The sequence below is a fragment of the Nitrosospira sp. Nsp13 genome, assembly GCF_900101945.1.
Lineage (GTDB): Bacteria > Pseudomonadota > Gammaproteobacteria > Burkholderiales > Nitrosomonadaceae > Nitrosospira > Nitrosospira multiformis_D.
Genome location: NZ_FMVD01000003.1, coordinates 230,560 through 247,696 on the forward strand (window position 1 = coordinate 230,560; position 17,137 = coordinate 247,696).

The window sequence follows — 17,137 nt, forward strand, 5'->3', positions numbered from 1 at the left end:
GAGGCCTGCCTTGCCTCGCTGATTATTGCCTATTGCACGGGTGTATGGGCTAACTTCGATAATCCGCATTGATCTTTACATAATCATAAGACAGATCACAGGTCCATATCGTGGTAGACGCCGAGCCTCTATCAAGCACAACCCGCACGGTGATTTCAGATTGTTTCATTACTCGCTGTCCGTCCTGTTCCCGGTAGCCGGATGCCCTGCCGCCATTCTCTGCGACCAATACGTCATCCAGATAGAGTTGCAACCTGTTCACGTCAAGCCCATCTATACCCGCGTAACCAATAGCCGCGAGTATTCGGCCCAGATTGGGATCGGATGCGAAGAAAGCGGTTTTAACGAGCGGTGAGCGAGCAATGGCGTATGCAGCCTGGTTGCATTCGTCTGGTGTCTTACCGCCTTCAATTCGTACGGTGATGAACTTGGTGGCGCCCTCCCCATCACGTACGATTGCTTGCGCAAGCTGCGCCGCAACTTCTGTTACCGCATCCTGTAGTGCGGTGAATCCGGAGCTTGCTTTATCCGTGATTGCCGGATTGCCGGCATGACCTGTACCAATCAGAATGAAAGCGTCATTAGTGGAAGTATCGCCATCCACGGTGATGCGGTTAAATGACTTATCCGCTGCATGCCGCACGATTTCCTCCAGCAGCGGTTGAGTCAAGGCCGCGTCGGTGGCTATATAACTCAACATTGTTGCCATGTTGGGGTGGATCATCCCGGAGCCTTTCGCAATGCCGGTAACAGTCACGGTCGTGCCGTCGAGTGAAATCTGCTTCGAGACCGCCTTGGAGACGATATCGGTTGTCATGATTGCCTGGGAGGCAGCGAACCAGTTGTCCGGCTTGAGGTCGGCTATCGCCGCGGGCAAGCCCGCGACAATTTTTTCCAGCGGCAGGGGCTCCATGATCACCCCGGTGGAAAAGGGCAACACCTGATGACTGCCACAGCCCAGCAATCGGGCGAGCTCGGCACAAGTGGCGCGGGCGTGTGCAATCCCCTCCTTACCCGTGCCTGCATTGGCATTACCGGTATTGATGACCAATGCGCGGATCGAAGATCTGGAATCCGGATTCGAAAGATGCTCTTTAGCAATGACTACCGGCGCGGCGCAAAAAGCGTTCTGCGTAAATAGGCCGACGACGTTTGTACCCTCATTCAGTGTGATCACGAGCAAATCCTTACGGCCGGTTTTCCGGATTCCAGCTTCTGTAATGCCGAGAGATACGCCTTTTATCGGAAGCAGTTGTTCGGGGAGCGAGGGTATGAAATTAACAGGCATAATGATGTGGCTGGTGAGGTAATAAATAGATTCAAGGATTCAAAGTACAGGATTCAAAGAAATACGTTATGTTGCGATACTGCTATGTATATTAACCGCTAAGGCCTGTTAACACTTATTTCACACCCGCGACGGTGACGGATTTCGTCCAGCACGAGGCATGAGCTGCGCGGCGGAGCAGGCCTCCGTAAGCGGCGAGTAACGAAGGGCTGGATGAAATCCGTCCCGTCCCTTCGGGGTGTAGCAACGCGGGTGCGAAATAAGTGTTAACAGGCCCTAGTATGTCTATTTTTTTTTAAAATAAAACATGAATTCTCCGGCCGTTTCCGAGAAGGATAGAAGTTCATTACCTGTCTGATCAGCGAAGACCTGGAAATCAATCACCGCACCAGGATCGGTTGCCAGGATTTTTAGTACTTGCCCGGTAGTCATTTCCGCCAGGGATTTTTTTGTTCGCAGAATGGGTAAGGGGCAGTTCAGCCCGCGCACATCCAGTTCACTGTCGCAATTCATGCGTCTCTTCCTCGACTCATTAACGGCTGGCCCATGCTATCCGGTTTATTATGCCCGAAATACGATAAAGTGATCTCAGAGGGGAATGCGCGAGTTTCAGAGTGCCGCAAACGCATCGGCAGCCGCGGCAAACTTTCCGTATCGTGCCAGCCATGAGAGTGGAATAGGGGATCCGGAGCTATTCTGTGTCGCCGCATGTGCCGCAACCAAGGCACCAAGCACGATTGAGCGCCCGCAACTATCGCCGCCGGCGCGAATGTTGGACTCGACTGCATCACGATAGCTGGACGCGTGTTGCGCAATATGGAAAATTACCGGCAGGCCTTCCGCGACATGGCAAGACATGCCAAAGTGCTGTGCAACCGCAACGCAATCCAGCGTGGGCAGAGCGAGCACCTCTTCAAGCAGGGGAGTGAGGGTATCCCCAGCAAATGGCAGGGCATTCGCCAATGCCTGGCCAATCGGAGTACCCTGCAGCACTTCAAACAAGGCCGCTGCCGAGCACCGCGCCGCGGCGACCGCCAGTTCATTATTATTGGTTACGCGCACGGCTTCCTCGATCTGTCCAAGCAGTCCATCCAGCGTCCCGATGTGAGCCGCGACCAGCGCCGGGAGCACTGCCAGGGCGGGAAGCTGATCATCATCGGCACCGGACGCCGCCGGAAATTCTGGGGGCTCCGTTGATAACAGGGTGCGTAAAGTCTGACGGGTAGGGGAGTCGATATAACCCACGAATGCACCGCCGGGCCCAAAGTGTGCGCGATATTCGGTTTGATACCCGACACGATTGAATTTTCCATGTTTTGCCAGATGCTTCAGCATCAACAAGCATGTCTCGCCGTAGCTGGTTGAGTCTCCGGGAGATTTGCCGCCATGGGCGAAGTACCCTTTAGAACCCGCATAATTGTCAGCATCAGGGTGCAGAAACACTAACCCCCTGGCAGCTTCAATTTCCGCAATGCGCGCTGGATCGTAGAGCCAGTGAAGGCCAAGCGCGGCGGAATCAGCCACGAGGGCGCCAAGGATAGCGGTGGTATTTGGATTCTTCATCGTATTGGGGGTCTTAAATTCTGCGTATAGGTTCTGCGGAAAGAATTACCTGGATCCTTTTTTCAATTATCAGGCGAACGCTAAACTTCTTCTTCGGGAGACAGCCTTCGTGCCTCGTCTTCCAGCATCACCGGGATACCGTCCCTAATGGGAAAAACCAGCCGATCCGCTTTGCAGATCAGTTCATTCTCCGATTTTCTGTAGAGCAGTGGTCCTTTGCATAATGGACATACCAGAATATCAAGCAATTTTGCGTCCATAAGTTATTACCTCAATTTTATAAGATTTTTTTAACCAGGCGGGATCAGCCTTCACGTTCAGCCAGTTACATAACCCTGAATCCGGTAGTTGTGCCTTATGCTGCACCAAAATTGTACGCTTCACCCTGTCCAACTGCCGGATTCAGGATAATCCCAATTTCTTATTCGCAAAAGTCATACATTTTAACGTCCGTTTCTATGACCGCGGGAATGTTATCAGGGGTTTTCTGTCGTGAAAGTAATGTGACCGTATCCCGCGAGGCGTGCAGCCTCCATAACCGCTATAACCGACTGATGTGTGGCGTGCGCATCCGCATTAATGACGATTACCGGATCAGGGCGATTCCCCGCTGCGGCGCGCAATTCACTGCTGAGTCCTTCAGCGCTGGGATGTTTAACGGGTGTACGATTGACCATATAACTTCCGGCAGCGCTAATCGAGACGTCTATGACATTAGGGCGGTCAGCAGGCTTGCCGGATGTCGCCTGGGGCAGATTGATTTCAAGTTCGGAGAATTTCGAGTAAGTCGTGGTAATCATCAGGAAAATTAGAATGACCAATAATACGTCGATCATTGGCACCAGATTAATTTCAGGCTCTTCTTTTTGTCTGCCGCGCTGGAAATTCATGGGATTAGCAGTGTCGTGACAACTGACGATAATTGATTAGTCACGCCGCTCGCCGTGTATGATTTCCACCAGCTTGAGTGCCTGCAATTCCATTTCCACCACCAGCGCGTCGACTTTGGCACGGAAATGACGATAAAAAATCATGCTGGGAATAGCCACCAGGATCCCAAATGCCGCATTATAAAGCGCCACGGAAATACCATGAGCGAGTTGTGCCGGATTGCCGCTTCCGGTAGAAGGCGTGTTCACACCGAAAATCTCGATCATGCCGACCAGGGTTCCGAACAGACCCATCAGCGGGCTCAGGGAAGCGATGGTTCCCAGCGTGGTGAGATAACGGTCAAGGTCATGCGCCACTGAACGCCCCGCCTCTTCGATGGATTCTTTCATGATTTCGCGCGTACTCTGGTCATTTCTCAAACCCGCCGCAAAAATCTGTCCGAGGGGAGAGTGATTCCGGAGACGGGTAAGCATATCTTCGCTGACGCCGCTTTCTCGGTATTCGTGCACTACCTTTGGCAGGAGGTCTCTCGGCGTTACCACGCTCAGGCGCAAGGTCCAAATGCGCTCACCAATAATACCGACGGCAACGACGGAAGCCAGGATAATCGGCCAGATTGGCCAGCCGGCAGCTTGAATCAAAGCGAACACGCGACAGTCTCCTTAGTAATCCGGTGCGTAAAATCAGAGCCATAATCTCAAATCCAGCCGCAAAAGCTGCATGCTCCCACCGCTCGTTCAATTACCGGATTTAGGATAATGTATCTTGCTCATGTAATTTCGGCAAGGATAAGAGGATAAGAAGAGTTATTTTCTTGTCCACAATTGCTGTGGATAAGTTTGTGGATAATTTGCAGATAAGGGCATTAAGTCGGCCTTCCATAACAATATTTTTTGGGTAGGTTAATTTTTGAACTTCTATTTAATCGTTTTAAAAACAGATAGTTATCCTTATAGATAGGATCCATGCGGGTTTGCCCAGGGCAATTACGCAATTTTTGTTACAAATGTGGATTACTGTAGAATGTCAAGATGAATTTTCTTATGGGAATGGAGATTGCTCGCACCGTCGTGAGTGTGAGTGAATTAAACCGTGGTGCCAAGGACTTGCTTGAGCAGGCATTTCCATTGTTATGGGTGAGTGGCGAGATCTCGAATATCAAATGCTACGGTTCGGGTCACTGGTATTTTTCCCTCAAAGATTCAAGCGCTCAAGTACGTTGCGTCATGTTCCGGGACAAAAATCAGTATCTCGGCTGGGAGCCCAGGGATGGCATGCAGGTGGAGGTACGTGCGCTGGTGACGTTGTATCAAGCGCGCGGAGATTTTCAGCTGAATATCGAGACCATCCGGCGGGTGGGATTAGGTACGTTGTTCGAGGCTTTTGAGCAACTCAGGACTCGATTGGGGAAAGAAGGGCTATTTGAGCCTGAGCGGAAAAAACCACTGCCGGTATTCCCCAAACAGATTGGCATCATTACTTCTCCAGTCGCTGCGGCATTGCATGATGTTCTGGTCACATTGCGGCGGCGCATGCCTTCGCTGCCGGTGATCGTATATCCCACGCCGGTGCAGGGTGCCGGTGCGGCCATAAAAATAGCGGCGGCTATTCAGAAGGCTGCAAGCCGCGCTGAGTGCGACGTACTGATTATATGTCGAGGCGGTGGCAGTATCGAGGATCTGTGGGCGTTTAATGAGGAGATTGTGGCACGGGCGATTGCTGCTTGTCCGCTTCCCATCATCAGTGGCGTGGGTCACGAGACCGACTTTACCATTGCTGATTTTGTTGCCGACATTCGCGCACCTACGCCAACCGGCGCATCCCAGCTCGTCTGCCCGGATCGGGAAGAATTGCTGCATCGTGCGAAAATTCTGTATGGCCGCGTACAGCGGGATATGCGGCGCGGGATTGAAAGCCGCATGCAGAATACCGATTTGCTCGCAGGCCGGTTGGTGCATCCTGGAGAGCGGATTGATAACCAGCTGGCACATCTTCAGCGTTTGCGCGAACGGCTGGCTGGTTCGTGGCAACGGAACGCCGAGATCAGGTATTGGTGCTTACGCGACCTTGATCGGCGCATTGCCGTTATCCGGCCTGATATCTCCCGGCTGATCGAACGGCAGCAGGAACTAGGCCTTCGGTTGAATCGGGCGGGAGCCAGCCGCATCGAGATGCTCATAACGGGTTTACGGCGTCAGCAGGCCAACCTTGAGCATCTTCATCCGGCCTCGGTATTGGAACGCGGCTACAGTATCGCGTATACCGCTGATGGCACAATACTGAGAGATAGTAGCCAGATAGACGTCGGCGATGTCATACGGATGAAATTTGCCAAAGGGTGGAGCAAGGCAAACGTGTCGGAGAAAGGTGAGTAGATAGGGCCTGTTAACACGTATTTTGCACCCGCGACGGCGTCCAGCACGAGGCATGAGCCGCGCGGCGGAGCAGGCCTCCGTAAGCGGCGAGTAACGAAGGGCCGGATGAAATCCGTCCCGTCCCTTCGGGTTGCGCACAGAAAAACGCGGGTGCAAAATACGTGTTAACAGGCCCTAGTATGGCGTATCCGACGCGCCCCAACGCGGGCATCAATGTGATTATAAAAAATTCGCGATCATTGTGGACATTTAGGGTGCGGTAATGCAGACTTGAGATATGCCTGATACCCCGCATCAACCCTCAGTACGCCAGGTACTACTTTTCAGTATTAATCTATACGATTCCCCGGCTACTTTATTTTGTTTAGCCTTTTTTGCCAGGAAAATTATCTCCAATGCCAAGAACCTTCCTCATGCTCGGCGCTATCAATGCATTTTTGTGCGTAGCTCTCGGCGCTTTCGGCGCGCATGGTCTTAAACAGAGACTTTCCACTGACATGCTCGCGGTATATCAAACGGGAGTACAGTATCATTTTTATCATGCGCTGGGCCTGCTCGCGGTGGGTCTGATATTGCTGCATTTTCCGAAATCCAGACTGATCGTGTTCTCGGGCTGGTCGATGGTCGCGGGAATCATTCTGTTTTCAGTCAGTCTGTATGTGCTGAGTTTGACGGGGATACGTGGACTCGGCGCGATAACGCCGCTTGGCGGTGTTGCGTTTCTGAGTGCATGGGCGATGCTCGCTTATGGCGTATGGTCTGAAAAATGAGCCATGCTGTCGTAGTCCTGGTGGTACCGGTAATGCCATTGCAGCAGTGACGCTTCATTATTTTTTCGCTCCTTGCCCGCGCGGACTGGAGTCCGTACTCGTCACCGAACTGGAACAACTCGGTGCGTCTTCTGTGCGAGGACACGATGGCGGGGTACAGTTTCAGGGCGACTGGCGAATCTGCTACCGGGCTAATCTGGAAAGCCGCATTGCCAGCCGTGTTCTTTGGCAGGTTGCAAGCCAGCCCTATGCGAGTGAAACTGACGTATATAGGATCGCTCGCGCCTTGCCGTGGAATGAATGGTTTGCTCCCGCGCTTACTATCCGGGTTAATGTGGCTGCGATCAAGTGCCCGCTGCGCAGTCTCGATTTTGTCACTCTAAAAATCAAGGATGCGGTCTGCGACAAATTTCGCGAGATTACCGGTGGCCGTCCCAGCGTGGATACGGTGCGGCCGGATATACGCATTCACGGCTTTCTTGATGCTCGGAAGTTTTCTTTATATCTGGACACCTCCGGCGATGCATTATTCAAGCGCGGTCTAAGAAAAACTTCCGGAGACGCTCCCATAAGGGAGAATCTGGCTGCCGGAATTTTGAATCTGACGGGTTGGCAGCCAGGCGTTCCATTGCTCGACCCGATGTGTGGCAGCGGTACCTTTCTGTTGGAAGCAGCGCAAATTTCATTAAATATCGCCCCTGGAGCGGGGCGCAGTTTTGCTTTCGAGAAGCTGAAGAAATTTGATGAAAAACTCTGGGTTCAGCTTAAGGATGCCGCCACGGCGCGGCAAAAACCGGTAGTCAACCAGCCCTTATTCGGCAGCGATTTGTATGGTGACGTGTTGGCGGATGCTCGTGCAAATTTATCCGCTGCGGGATTTTCCGAGATTGTCACCCTGAAGCAGGCGAATGTGCTGGAAATCTCAGCACCCGCACCGATGGGTTTTCTTGTCACCAATCCTCCCTACGGGGTTCGCCTGGGTGAGTCGGAAAGGCTTCTGGAGTTTTATCCGAAACTGGGAGATGTGTTGAAGAAAAAATTCAGTGGCTGGAACGCTTATATTTTTACCGCTGATCCGCTTCTGCCAAAATGTATACGCTTGACCGCCTCACGTCGCACGCCTCTGTTCAACGGCGCCCTGGAATGCCGTTTGCTGGAATATAAAATGGTTGCGGGTGGAATGCGGAGGGTTCGAGAAACGGATACTACACACCAGATAGACTAAGCAGCCTGTCGGACTTGAAGAATCGTGCGTGTCTGTCGGTGGAAAATTACGCGCAAGTCTGATAGCCTGTTGCCATGAATGAAATGAAACGACCAAACCTTATTCCTCCGGGCGGCCACAAGAAGGTGTTGCTGCATTCGTGCTGCGCGCCTTGTTCGGGAGAGGTCATGGAAGCCATGCTGGCCTCCAATATCGACTACACGATTTTCTTCTACAACCCGAACATACATCCCGAGCGGGAATACCTTCTGCGAAAAGATGAGAATGTCCGATTTGCGGATAAGCATGGGATCGAATTCATCGACGCCGACTATGATAAGGAAAACTGGTTTGCCCGCGCCAAAGGGTTGGAATGGGAACCCGAACGCGGCATTCGATGCACCATGTGCTTCGACATGCGCTTCGAGCGTACGGCGTTGTACGCGTTCGAGAATGGCTTTCCTGTGATGACGAGCTCACTCGGTATCTCGCGCTGGAAGAACATGGAGCAGATCAATGATTGCGGTCGCCGTGCGGCGGGACGTTATGATGGACTCACCTATTGGGATTTCAATTGGAGAAAAGGCGGCGGCTCGGCACGCATGATTGAAATCAGCAAGCGCGAAGAGTTTTACCAGCAAGAATATTGCGGCTGTGTTTATTCCTTGCGGGATACCAATCGGCACCGGCGAGGTCAGGGCCGCGCCTTGATTGAGCTTGGCACCCAATTCTATGGCTCTCCAGCTGCGGAGAAAGAGCCGTCAAAGTAGCAGGCTGCAATATGTCCCACGTCAGGCTGTATTCACCGGCGTCCTGGAACGGCATGCCCCATCCGTTTAGCCATTTGGCCCGAACTTCTGTAAGAATAATTATGGCCAAGGCAATGGTGGAACGCTCGCTAAAAACGAGGCAGACTGTCTTCACCCTGATTGCCCGCTACCAGACGTAGATGGTCACGATCTTTGGATTTACCGAATCTAATTCGCGCTATCAGCGGCCAGGCATCAAGGGAAATTCCAACCTTCTGCTAAGCCCGGCAGGCCGCTAGATCTTAACAGCCATATAATCCTAAATGTGGTAGTTGATCGCTCATTTATCACTCTAGAATGATGATTCATAAAGAATTTCTTTGTTATTTGATTCTCACCTTTTGGGCGAGCCTGCTACGGGGCCTTGCCCTGTACCCCAAAAACCGCGCACTTCACCCCGTCCAACTACCGGATTTAGGATAATTAGTCGATGAAGCCGGGAATAAGAGCGTTTTTTTTATTGATATTTCTAAGCTGTGCCAGCCTGATCGGCTACGCCCTTTATCTTCAGCTGATAAAAAACCTTTTGCCGTGCCCATTGTGCGTCGTGCAGCGTGTGGCCTATTGGTTAGTGGGTTTAACTGCACTATTGGCGTTTCTCCATAATCCCCAGGTAATGGTCCGCCGGATATACAGTGGTGCGATGGTGGTTTTCGCATTCGCCGGGGCAGTGGTTGCGCTGCGTCAAGCGTGGCTAGTGCGCTACCCCGAGGCATTCGAATGCGGTATCAGCCCGGAAGAAAAGTTCTTGAATGCTCTGCCCATTGCGCGATGGTGGCCCACCATGTTCGAAGCAAACGGAGACTGCGCAGATGCGATCTGGAAATTCGCATCGCTCAATCTTCCGGATTGGTCGGCGATTTTTTTCTTGATCTTTGGTGGCTTGGCGGTTTATATCTTTTTTTGCCGGTCGCAATAGGTCGTAGAGAGCAGTCTCACACTTGAAAACTGAATGCGCAGCCCCATTTACCATCTGTCTCTTATACGGATAACGGAATCTACCTTTATGAAACGAATTTTCTTATTTGTAATTACTAATCTGGCGATTCTGTTGGTGCTGAGTATTACTCTGCGTCTGTTAGGCGTGGACCGCATTTTGGATGCGGAGGGTAGCGGCATAGATTTCAATTCTCTGCTTATCATGGCAGGAGTGATTGGATTTGGCGGGTCGCTGATTTCCCTTGCCATGTCCAAGTGGAGTGCAAAGCGTATGACTGGCGCGGTGGTGATTGAGCAGCCTTCCGATCCAACCGAACGCTGGCTAGTGGAAACTGTCAAGCGCCAAGCCGATCGTGCGGGAATTGGCATGCCGGAAGTGGCGATTTATGATGCGCCCGACGTGAATGCCTTTGCTACCGGCATGAACCGCAATGATGCGCTGGTGGCTGTTAGCACCGGTCTGCTACATAGCATGCAGAAAGATGAAATCGAAGGGGTACTTGCGCATGAAATAAGCCATGTCGCAAACGGCGATATGGTAACACTTGCGCTGATTCAGGGTGTAGTCAATACCTTCGTGATTTTTCTATCGAGAGTGGTCGGCCACCTTGTGGATCGGGTTGTGTTTAAAACCGAGCGGGGCCACGGTCCGGCTTTTCTGATCACCACTTTAGTGGCCCAAATGGTGTTGGGAATACTTGCCAGCATGATAGTCATGTGGTTCAGCCGCCAGCGCGAGTTTCGTGCCGATGCGGGCGGTGCGCAACTGGCTGGCAGGAACAAAATGATTGCCGCATTGGAACGCCTTAAACAACGGCATGAACCATCGCAGCTGCCGGAGAGGTTGGCGGCATTCGGCATTTCCGGAGGAGAGGGTGGCCTCAAGGGCCTGTTCATGTCGCACCCGCCACTCGAAGCACGTATCGCAGCATTACGTGCAATGTCCTGATTTAGGGGTTTAACTTATATTCTTGGGATAAACGGCGGAAAGCATTATAAATCCCGCCATTTTTTTGAGACAAGACTCAATTCAAAAAATAAGTTTGATTTGAGCATACACAGGTTAGCGGGGGAGGGAGGTATTTCCTCCCCCGAGTAAGAGTCCGCTCCCGCGTCGCGCTCTGTTTTGTAAAGCGCGCGGACTTCTTTACCCGGAGTGGGACACTGCGATCCTGAATATTCAGGATCGCTCAATCTTCTTCGATATCTTCTTTGCTCTTGGGCGGATTGCCGTCATGCACTAAACTGCGGCGCCGCTGGAGGTAGGCATCACGTACGAACTCATATTTATCCAATGCGGCTTCATCCAGCGTTTTCTCGGATTTAAGCAATCCGGCGCGTGTATCGGTGGCCCGGGTTCCGCCAACTATGGGACCGATAAAAGGTGCTACAAAGAAGCTGCCTATAAAAACCGGATCGGTAGCCAAGTCAAGCACACGGCCGCCAGCGTCTCGAGTCGTGCTGGGACCAAGAAAGGGCAACACCAGATAAGGTCCACTCCCGACACCATGATAGCCCATGGTTTGTCCGAAGTCTTCGTCGCGCTTTTCCAGGCCAATATCGCTAGCCACGTCAACTATGCCCGCAAGGCCAAGGGTGCTGTTGACGAGAAAGCGCGTTGTACTCGTCAGTGCATTACTGAATTTGAGCTGTAGCAGATTATTAACTGTTACCGGGACATCATTCAAATTGGAGAAAATATTTCCCACCGCCGTTTCAATCGGATCAGGCACCAACCACTTGTAGCCCTTCGCCACCGGTTTGAACACATAATCGTCAACCGACTCATTAAACCCGAATATCTTGCGATTCACGGGTTCCCACGGGTCTTTCTTTTCAGTATATTTCGGATAGGCGGTCGGCGCGCCATTTTTGAATACGGGACCGCTTACTGATTCCGGCGCGCTTTTTTCACTATTGGTTGCGGCACTCTTCTCGGCTGAAGCGCTTGTGCTTGTGTCAGCCGAAGTACTGGTGCTAGCGCTCGTATCAGTCGGCACGCTCGTAGCGGCGGCGCCAGAGTCAGCCGAAGCATTCGTGGCGGCAGCGCTATTAGCCGAAACGCTCTCGCTAGTCATTGCGCTCTTATTGGTTGTGGCGCAACCGCTAAGAAGAAATCCCAGAAGGAATAATGATAAGGTGGAAGATCTGACGAGGTGGGCCATGTTTAAAATATATAATTATGTGCAGCTAGCACAAAGTAAGCGTCGCCATTATATGGCTAATTCAGGTTAAAAATGAATTTTTTTCTAATGTGTGGTGCAACTTCCATTTTTGCGTACCATCGCCAGTAAAATGCGATTTTAAAAAGAGTTCTTACCATGATTCTGGATGCCAATGACAAATATTTAATAGATTCTATAAGTTTATAATTTAACAGTATATATTATTTATTATTGTGATTCTTAATGTGGGTTCTGTGAAAGGAATTAGAGGCGTTAGCTTTGGAGAGGAAACGGTAATTTGAACATGCTGTCTTTACGGCTGAGATGCACAATTAGGGGAAGGAAATTGCACTGCGGTGATGAATGATTGCAGGTATCGGCGGGCATGGGCACGCGGATTTTATTCCGGCTTTTGTTTCAACTTCGGCTTCGGCTTATATTGAGTCGCGTCGCGTGAAATTCTTGAGACGGAAACCGAGCAGCCATAACATAGCGAAGTAACTTAGAGCGCCGGATATTACTACCCATGCCAACCGGGCAGCGCGCTCCAGGGCGGGGGCCAGCAACCATGACGCGTCGCTACCCGAGGCAAACCACAATACGCCACCCATCGCTGTGAGCGCCATCAATATCTTGGCCAGAAAAATTGCCCATCCCGGTTGGGGTTGATAAATCTGTTGGCTACGCAGTTTGTAGTAGAGCAACCCGGCATTGAGGCACGCACCCAGACCAATGGATAGCGCCAGCCCCGTATGGCGCAATGGCATGATAAATGCGAGATTCATTAACTGGGTTGCGATAAGCGTGATGATGGCGATTTTCACGGGTGTTTTGATATTTTGCCGTGCGTAGAATCCGGGAGCGAGCACCTTTACCAGGATGAGTCCCAACAGTCCCAAGCTGTAAGCCACCAGCGCATTACGCGTCATCCACACATCATTGACGGAAAACTCGCCGTGATAAAATAGCGTGGTGATAAGCGGAGTGGCGAGCAGCGCCAGCGCCAGCGCTGCAGGTAGCGTTAACAGCATGGTCAGGCGCAGGCCCCAGTCCAGCAGGCGCGAATATTCTTCAGTGCTATTGTCGGCGTAGTGGCGGGACAATGAGGGCAGCAGTATTGTTCCCAGCGCGACACCCAGCAGGCCGGCCGGGAATTCCATCAACCGGTCGGCGTAGTAGAGCCACGATACGCTGCCCGTAATAAGGAATGAGGCAAATATTGTGTTGATGAGCAAGCTCAACTGTCCGATGGAGACGCCAAACACCGCAGGACCCATTTGCTTAAGTACGCGCCATGCACCGGTATCAGGGGATTTCAGCCGCAGACGCGGCATCAGCTTGAGACGCATTAGAAATGGTGCCTGGAAGGCGAGCTGCAGCATGCCTCCGATGAATACTGCCCAGGCGAGCGCAAGTACCGGTGGATCCATGAATGGCGCAAGCCACAAAGCGCAGCCGATGAACGACAGGTTCAACAATGCCGGGGTGAGTGCCGGTACCGAAAATTTGCCGTGAGTATTGAGTACCCCTCCTGCCAGGGCGACCAATGAGATGAACAGGATGTAGGGAAAGGTAATTTGCAGCAGCTCGACTGTCAGCTCGAATTTCTGCGGGCTGGCCGCGAATCCCGGCGCGCTTACGTATATGATGAGGGGTGCGGCGATGATACCTATCAATGTAACCAGGAATAACGTAATCGACAGCAGTGTTGTGACATGATCGATTAATTCACGTGTTTCTTCCGGGGTGCGGCGATTTTTGTATTCTGCAAGTATGGGCACGAATGCCTGCGAAAACGCACCCTCTGCGAACAGGCGGCGCAGCAGGTTGGGAATGCGAAAGGCAACGAAGAATGCATCAGTCGCGATTCCGGCACCGAAAATACGCGCGATCAGTACATCGCGTATAAACCCCAAAATACGGGATATCAGCGTCATCCCGCTAACGGTGGCAAGGGTTTTGAGCAGATTCATGGGGGAGTATGTTAACCTGAATGCTTCTGTTGTGGCCGCGTATCACTGATTTTGCTTCGGAACAACCGCGGATTCAGATGGATTTTCGCTGGATTTTCGCGCCGCCAGTTCAATTGACGAGGGTGGGCCGCGCGGTTTTTCCTTGCAATATGGTGAAAATATCCGTAATATTCAAAGATTTTAAGCAATCGTCAATTTCGAGGAATTTACATGGCCAATAGTGCACAAGCGAGAAAACGTGCGAGACAAAATGTTAAGCAACGTGACCACAACACCAGTCTGCGTTCCCAATTGCGCACCGCGATCAAGCATGTGAGGAAGGCTGTTGGGACCACCGACAAAACTGTCGCACAAGCTGCGTTCGCGGCGTCCATTGGCACCATCGATTCGATTGCCGATAAGGGAATCATCCACAAAAATAAGGCTGCTCGTCACAAGAGTCGCTTGTCTGCCGCTATCAAGGCGATGGCCTGATCGGTTAATCGCATTCAAGAAAAGAAGTCCAGAATTCACCGGACTTCTTCGCTCTCTCCGTTCTTTTCGTTTACCCTTCGTTTGTGCATTGCCAGTGCCGCTATTTTCGGAAAACCTGGGGGTCATCGAATATATCCTTGGCTTGTCAGTGGCACGCCGCAGAGGATTTATTCAGAGGTCTTCTTGGGATTACGGTTGAGGGAATCCGTCAGTGCCGATACCAAATCCATCGGTATTGGAAAAATGATGGTATTGGATTTGTCCGTAGCGATGTTGGTGAGGGTCTGTAGATAGCGCAGTTGCATCGCGCCGGTTTGCTGAGAAAGAACTTGTGCCGCTTGCATCAATTTGTCCGATGCCTGCAATTCACCTTCGGCATGAATGACCTTGGCGCGCCGCTCGCGCTCCGCTTCCGCCTGGCGGGCAATGGCGCGTATCATGGATTCGTCGATATCCACATGCTTGATCTCGACGTTGGAGACCTTGATGCCCCAGGCGTCGGTCTGAATATCAAGCGCCTTCTGGATGTCCATGTTGAGTTTCTCGCGTTCCGCCAGCATCTCATCGAGCTCGTGCTTGCCCAGCACGGAGCGCAGAGTTGTTTGCGCGAACTGACTGGTGGCGGCAAGGAAATTCTCCACCTGAATGATGGCTCTTTGCGGATCGACTACGCGAAAGTACACCACCGCACTGACTTTCACCGAGACATTGTCCCGCGAGATCACGTCCTGGCTGGGTACATCCATTACGACAGTGCGCAGGTCGACTCGTACCATTTTCTGAATGCCGGGAATTATCAGGATCAAGCCCGGACCTTTTACCTTGTGGAAGCGGCCAAGCATGAATACGACGCCTCGTTCATATTCCCGCAAGATGCGAAATGCCGTAAACAGCACGATGAGAATAATGACAAGGGTACCAAATCCGAAGTTGGCGAACATGAATGCCTCCTTTGATTATCCTGAATCCAACAGTTGACTGCTCATTCTTCAGTTTAGAGATTTGATCCACAAAGGCTTTTCGCTCCACCTCGCCTTTTGTCAGACTGAGGATTATTTCTCCGCTGAAGTGACCTGTAAAACCAGACCGTCCATTCCTGTTACACGCACCTTCTGTCCCTGGATTAGAGGTTGGGCGCAACGTACATTCCATATTTCGCCATGAATGCGCGCCATACCCTCTCCCGAGATATCTTCCAGCATCTCTCCCACGGCGCCGATCAATTCTTCACGGCCACTGACAATGGGGCTACGCCGCGACTTCAGCGCCATGCCGATGACGGAGATCAGGAATAATCCGCTGGCTAGCGTGATTCCGGCAATCACGGGCCAGGAAATGCCGTAGCCCGGCATATCGGTGTCAATCAGCATCAGTGAGCCGACGACAAAAGCAATAATGCCGCCCATGCCAAATGCGCCAAAGCCTGATAGATAGACTTCCGCTGTTATGAATGCGATACCTAGCAGGATCAAGGCAAGGCCGGCATAATTCACCGGCAGCAGCTGAAATGCGTACATGGCAAGCAGCAGGCAGATAGCGCCTGCCACACCGGGTAATACAAACCCGGGATTGGAAAATTCGAAGAAAAGTCCGTATATGCCGATAAGCATCAGTATATATGCCACGCTGGGATTGGTGATTACCGCCAGTAATTGCGTCCGCCAATCGGGTTCGACGATTTCCACCGTGGCCGGAACCGTGTCCAGGGTGAGATTCTGACCCAGTATGGTGAATTGTCTGCCATTTACCTGTTTCAATAGATCCGCCACGTCAGTAGCAACATAATCGATGACTTTGAGATCCAGCGCTTCAGTCGCTGACAGGCTTACCGCTTCGCGCACAGCTCGCTCCGCCCATTCCGCATTGCGCCCGCGCATTTGCGCAAGCCCACGGATGTATGCGGCGGCGTCATGGATCATTTTGCGCGACATCTTATCTTGCGGCGGCACGCTGTCATCTTTTGCATTCTGATCGTGGCTCTCGTCCGGCTGTGCCGCGGGTGAGCCCTGTGATGGCTTCGGCTTGGTTTTGGGCCCGGTTGAAGGCTCGGGCGATTCCGGCAAACCACCGATCTGAACGGGTGTGGCCGCCCCTAAATTGGTGCCTGGAGCCATCGCGGCAATGTGGCTGGCATAAAGAATGTAGGTCCCGGCACTGGCTGCCCGTGCTCCGCCCGGTGCCACAAAAACCGCTACGGGGACCGGTGATGCCAAAATGTCGCGCACGATCTGTCGCATCGAGCCATCGAGGCCGCCGGGTGTATCCAGTTGCAACACGATGAGTAATGCCTTCTCTTCGGCGGCACGTTGAAAACCGCGTTCGATAAAGTCAGCGCTGGCCGGTGCGATCGGACCCTGTACTTTCAGTACTATCACCGGTGCAGCCAGAACGAGAGTTGGCAGCAGAAGAAGCAGCATCATCGCCACAACATAATGCGAAACAGAAATGATCGGTTTCATGTTTCTTAATATAGACCGTTTCAGTCTTGACTGCATTCGGTCACCACAATGCGGAGTGTGCACCAGCAATGTTGCTGCAGGGTGCCTGACTTGAACCCGGATAATCCATTAAACAGCCCCCCGAGCCTACGCGAATACTGACGGTCCGTTTGCGGCCATTTTCGCCGCCGTTTTTGCCACTGGCGTGGCGTCCATAGACCCGGCGATGGATTTCTCCCAACCGGCAA

Annotated in this window: 17 protein-coding genes; 7 read left to right on the forward strand and 10 right to left on the reverse strand. The window is 52.1% G+C overall.

Going from position 1 to position 17,137, the window contains the following annotated elements:
- Nucleotides 1-49: 49 nt before the first annotated feature.
- From argJ to BLO43_RS05935, 6 genes are all read right to left on the reverse strand, one after another.
- On the reverse strand, nucleotides 50-1,288 hold the full coding sequence (gene argJ, locus BLO43_RS05910; protein ID WP_090906259.1) for a bifunctional glutamate N-acetyltransferase/amino-acid acetyltransferase ArgJ: 1,239 nt from the start codon (nucleotides 1,286-1,288) through the stop codon (nucleotides 50-52).
- 285 nt (nucleotides 1,289-1,573) lie between these two features.
- Nucleotides 1,574-1,801: a sulfurtransferase TusA family protein gene (locus BLO43_RS05915; protein ID WP_074631622.1), complete on the reverse strand. Its 228-nt coding sequence runs from the start codon at nucleotides 1,799-1,801 to the stop codon at nucleotides 1,574-1,576.
- 96 nt (nucleotides 1,802-1,897) lie between these two features.
- Nucleotides 1,898-2,851, reverse strand: a complete 954-nt coding sequence (locus BLO43_RS05920) for an ADP-ribosylglycohydrolase family protein (RefSeq protein ID WP_090906260.1) — start codon at nucleotides 2,849-2,851, stop codon at nucleotides 1,898-1,900.
- A gap of 80 nt (nucleotides 2,852-2,931) precedes the next feature.
- Nucleotides 2,932-3,111 (reverse strand): Trm112 family protein, encoded by a 180-nt coding sequence (locus BLO43_RS05925; protein ID WP_074631624.1) that lies wholly within the window; start codon nucleotides 3,109-3,111, stop codon nucleotides 2,932-2,934.
- Between the two features lie 216 nt (nucleotides 3,112-3,327).
- Nucleotides 3,328-3,741, reverse strand: coding sequence for an ExbD/TolR family protein (locus tag BLO43_RS05930; RefSeq protein WP_090906261.1), 414 nt, complete (start codon nucleotides 3,739-3,741; stop codon nucleotides 3,328-3,330).
- Nucleotides 3,742-3,777: 36 nt separating this feature from the next.
- Nucleotides 3,778-4,392, reverse strand: coding sequence for a MotA/TolQ/ExbB proton channel family protein (locus tag BLO43_RS05935; protein WP_090906262.1), 615 nt, complete (start codon nucleotides 4,390-4,392; stop codon nucleotides 3,778-3,780).
- Between the two features lie 381 nt (nucleotides 4,393-4,773).
- On the opposite strand from BLO43_RS05935, the gene xseA reads away from it, so the two are divergent.
- From xseA to htpX, 6 genes are all read left to right on the forward strand, one after another.
- Complete coding sequence (gene xseA, locus BLO43_RS05940; RefSeq protein ID WP_254773359.1) at nucleotides 4,774-6,117, forward strand: exodeoxyribonuclease VII large subunit; 1,344 nt, start codon at nucleotides 4,774-4,776, stop codon at nucleotides 6,115-6,117.
- A 395-nt stretch (nucleotides 6,118-6,512) separates the two neighbouring features.
- Entirely contained in the window at nucleotides 6,513-6,887 is a 375-nt protein-coding gene (locus tag BLO43_RS05945) for a DUF423 domain-containing protein (RefSeq protein WP_074631628.1), read from the forward strand.
- Nucleotides 6,865-8,112 (forward strand): THUMP domain-containing class I SAM-dependent RNA methyltransferase, encoded by a 1,248-nt coding sequence (locus tag BLO43_RS05950; RefSeq protein ID WP_090906264.1) that lies wholly within the window; start codon nucleotides 6,865-6,867, stop codon nucleotides 8,110-8,112. Before BLO43_RS05945 ends, BLO43_RS05950 begins: the two co-directional genes overlap by 23 nt.
- A gap of 74 nt (nucleotides 8,113-8,186) precedes the next feature.
- Entirely contained in the window at nucleotides 8,187-8,861 is a 675-nt protein-coding gene (locus BLO43_RS05955) for an epoxyqueuosine reductase QueH (RefSeq protein WP_090906265.1), read from the forward strand.
- Nucleotides 8,862-9,330: 469 nt separating this feature from the next.
- On the forward strand, nucleotides 9,331-9,819 hold the full coding sequence (locus BLO43_RS05960) for a disulfide bond formation protein B (RefSeq protein WP_090906266.1): 489 nt from the start codon (nucleotides 9,331-9,333) through the stop codon (nucleotides 9,817-9,819).
- Nucleotides 9,820-9,906: 87 nt separating this feature from the next.
- Nucleotides 9,907-10,788 (forward strand): protease HtpX, encoded by an 882-nt coding sequence (htpX, locus tag BLO43_RS05965; protein WP_090906267.1) that lies wholly within the window; start codon nucleotides 9,907-9,909, stop codon nucleotides 10,786-10,788.
- A gap of 241 nt (nucleotides 10,789-11,029) precedes the next feature.
- On the opposite strand, the gene BLO43_RS05970 is transcribed toward htpX, so the two are convergent.
- Together BLO43_RS05970 and murJ are read right to left on the reverse strand one after the other, a co-directional pair.
- Nucleotides 11,030-11,917: an MlaA family lipoprotein gene (locus BLO43_RS05970; protein WP_090906268.1), complete on the reverse strand. Its 888-nt coding sequence runs from the start codon at nucleotides 11,915-11,917 to the stop codon at nucleotides 11,030-11,032.
- 521 nt (nucleotides 11,918-12,438) lie between these two features.
- Nucleotides 12,439-13,977 carry a murein biosynthesis integral membrane protein MurJ gene (murJ, locus tag BLO43_RS05975; RefSeq protein ID WP_090906269.1) on the reverse strand — a complete coding sequence of 513 codons (1,539 nt, stop codon included), beginning with the start codon at nucleotides 13,975-13,977 and terminating at the stop codon, nucleotides 12,439-12,441.
- Between the two features lie 210 nt (nucleotides 13,978-14,187).
- Between murJ and rpsT the strand changes: the two genes are divergently transcribed.
- Nucleotides 14,188-14,451, forward strand: coding sequence for a 30S ribosomal protein S20 (gene rpsT, locus BLO43_RS05985; protein WP_074631634.1), 264 nt, complete (start codon nucleotides 14,188-14,190; stop codon nucleotides 14,449-14,451).
- A 167-nt stretch (nucleotides 14,452-14,618) separates the two neighbouring features.
- On the opposite strand, the gene BLO43_RS05990 is transcribed toward rpsT, so the two are convergent.
- A complete protein-coding gene (locus BLO43_RS05990) occupies nucleotides 14,619-15,392 on the reverse strand; it encodes a slipin family protein (protein ID WP_074631635.1) in 774 nt (257 codons plus the stop codon).
- A 111-nt stretch (nucleotides 15,393-15,503) separates the two neighbouring features.
- Entirely contained in the window at nucleotides 15,504-16,910 is a 1,407-nt protein-coding gene (locus BLO43_RS05995; RefSeq protein WP_090906271.1) for an NfeD family protein, read from the reverse strand.
- Nucleotides 16,911-17,137 lie beyond the last annotated feature (227 nt).